The organism is Oleiphilus sp. HI0066 (assembly GCF_001635725.1).
Window position 1 is genome coordinate 1 of record NZ_LWFH01001207.1, and the last position, 1,210, is coordinate 1,210.

Sequence of the window (1,210 nt, forward strand, 5' to 3'; positions counted from 1 at the left end):
TTCAACATATAATGGCATGGGTAAGCCAACTCCATCTTTGCTCATGTCCTTTATGCGATTGATTGGCTTGTTCGTACCACTCGCCTTTGTTGGGCAGTACTTTTATGATTTAGATGGCATCTACATTGCTGCCGCACTCTCAAACTTTATTGTTGGATTGGGCGCCATCATCGGGACACGCTCCCTCATGCGCGCCTAATAAGCTAAGGAAACTAACCGTGCCGAAGAAATTAAACTCCCTCTCAGATCTTGGTGGATTGGTTTACTCCACTGAGCACGGCAAAACCTGCCCAAATTGCGAGCAAGCAATCTCAGCTTGTGCCTGCAGTAAGGACGAGATTCCTGAAGGAGATGGCATCGTACGGGTTCGATACGAACGCAAAGGCCGCGGCGGAAAAGGCGTTACGCTCGTTGATGGCATTCTCGAACCAAGTGATAAATTGAAGTCGCTTGCGAAGGAATTGAAAAAGAAATGTGGCGTTGGTGGAGCAGTAAAAGAACACACTATCGAAATTCAAGGAGACCAGCGCGATATCTTGGTCAAGCTCCTGGAAGATAAGGGCTATACTGTAATACGCTCGGGCGGATAACTCGACTAAAGGGAGCGAGTATGGAATTAGTCATAGGAAACAAAAACTACTCTTCTTGGTCTTTACGGCCATGGTTACTACTTTCCTACTTCAATATTCCTTTTGAAGAAACACGCATACCGCTCGCACAAGCTAGAACGCATGAGTTACTCGCAGAGTATTCTCCGTCCTTCAAAGTGCCTGTTCTTATCGATAGTGATTTGATTGTTTGGGAGTCCATGGCGATTTGCGAATATATCAACGAAACCTATTTGAATGGGCAGGCCTACCCCGCCTCGATAAAAGACCGTGCCTTAGCGCGAGCTTATTGCTCAGAAATGCATGCTGGATTCTCAGCATTAAGAACTGAATTACCCATGAATATCAGAGCCATGCGTCGCGTTAAGATTAGTGACAAATGCGAGCATGATATCCACCGTATCGACGGCATGTGGCAAGACGCCCTTAATCGTCATGATGGCGACTTTCTGTTTGGAAACTTCAGTATTGTTGACTGCATGTTTGCACCAGTCGCGACACGCTTCGCCACTTACAACATTGAAGTTTCTGACACCAGCCTCGCGTATATGGATGCCCTGCTATCCTTACCTGCCATGCAGGCATGGAGCGCATCAGCAACA

The 1,210-nt window shown here is 46.9% G+C and carries 2 protein-coding genes and 1 pseudogene; all 3 read left to right on the forward strand.

Annotated elements, in window-relative coordinates; translation table 11 throughout:
• Positions 1-199 (forward strand): annotated as a pseudogene (locus A3738_RS16520) (hypothetical protein); the annotation flags it as partial.
• Between the two features lie 19 nt (positions 200-218).
• A complete protein-coding gene (locus tag A3738_RS16525; RefSeq protein ID WP_068476172.1) occupies positions 219-590 on the forward strand; it encodes a translation initiation factor Sui1 in 372 nt (123 codons plus the stop codon).
• Between the two features lie 20 nt (positions 591-610).
• The coding region (locus A3738_RS16530) for a glutathione S-transferase family protein (RefSeq protein WP_068763734.1) at positions 611-1,210 on the forward strand (600 nt) is incomplete at its 3' end.